The organism is Glutamicibacter sp. AOP38-B1-38, from assembly GCF_052377485.1.
GTDB lineage: Bacteria > Actinomycetota > Actinomycetes > Actinomycetales > Micrococcaceae > Glutamicibacter.
On the sequence record NZ_JBQSWU010000083.1, the window covers coordinates 1 to 1,241 of the forward strand.

Here is a 1,241-nt window from a genome sequence, read left to right on the forward strand (position 1 = left end):
GCAGTCCAGCAGCTATGCGATAGCTAACTGATTCTCTCTAACCCACTCATCCCAAAACCGGGACGGCGTCAACCCATCCAAAGACCCATGGGGACGCTCATGATTGTAAATGTCTTTCCATTCATCAGCCAAATACTTCGCTTCCACCATAGTGTCCATAATTTCCCCGGAAAGCTGTTCACGCCGGAACTGCGCATTGAACGACTCGATAAAACCGTTCTGCCAAGGTGAGCCCGGATCGATAAACGCAGTGGACACCCCCACAGTGTTGCACCAATCCACCAGCGCGTCAGCAGTGAACTCAGGCCCGTTATCACACCGCACAAACGTTGGCTGGATCCCAGTTTCAGCAATGATGTCCTCCAAAACAGCCACCACATCAGCAGCTTTAAAAGACCTGCGGGGAATGATCGCCAAAGCGGTCCGCGTGTACTCATCAATGACATTGAAGAACCGGATATGACGGCCACAAGAGGTGACATCCGACTGGAAATCAAAGCTGAGCACGTGCATCGGGTACTCGGCGGTCAACCGCTTCTGTTCCCCAGCGTCTGGGCCGGTGCGCCGCTTCTTTCGACGCTTGGGCTTACAAACCAGACCTTCTTCTCGCCATAATCGTCGGATGCGCTTGCTGTTCAAGACAGTGTCTTTCCATCGTTCGGTGGCCAGCAAGTGCCAGCGGGCTTTGCGCCACCCCCACGTTGGATGCTTAGACGCGACAGCCCTCAAGTCGGCTCGTAGCTGCGCTTCGTCAAAGCTCATCGGTGTTTTTTTCTTACGTAGTGCAGAGCGGTTCTGGCCCAGAACTTGGCAAGCGAAGCGTTCGGACGCCCCGAATTTTTCCATCGCCATCCGTACAGCACGGCGGCGTGGTTCGGGGCTTAGAATTTTCCCTTGGCAACCTCAGTAAGGATGTCGTTGGCGAGCATCTGATCAGCGAGCAGCTTCTTGAGGCGCGCGTTTTCCTTCTCTAGCTCCTTGGTACGTTTGCTGGCTTCAGCGTTTTTCTCGGACCCGTACTGGTTGATCCAGCGGTACCAAGTAGCTTCAGTGATCTGAAGTTCCTTGATGACCTCGATCATCGGGTGTCCGTCGTTGAGCATCTTTTGTCCTTGACGGACTTTAGCGATGACCTGGTCTGGTGTGTGTCTGCGTGCCATTGTTTCTGTGATTCCTCCTGTGTCCATTGTCGGACACGAGTACTCACATAGTCACTGGACTACTTTCCGGGGACCCAACCA

The 1,241-nt window shown here is 54.0% G+C and carries 1 protein-coding gene; it reads right to left on the reverse strand.

What is annotated here, in order from left to right; all coding sequences use genetic code 11:
* Positions 1–12: 12 nt before the first annotated feature.
* A protein-coding gene (locus ACT3TP_RS18685) for an IS3-like element ISAar3 family transposase (protein ID WP_443451150.1) occupies positions 13–1,160 on the reverse strand; the annotation gives its coding sequence in 2 pieces (ribosomal slippage) (positions 13–887 and positions 887–1,160; 1,149 coding nt in all).
* Between the last annotated feature and the right edge of the window lie 81 nt (positions 1,161–1,241).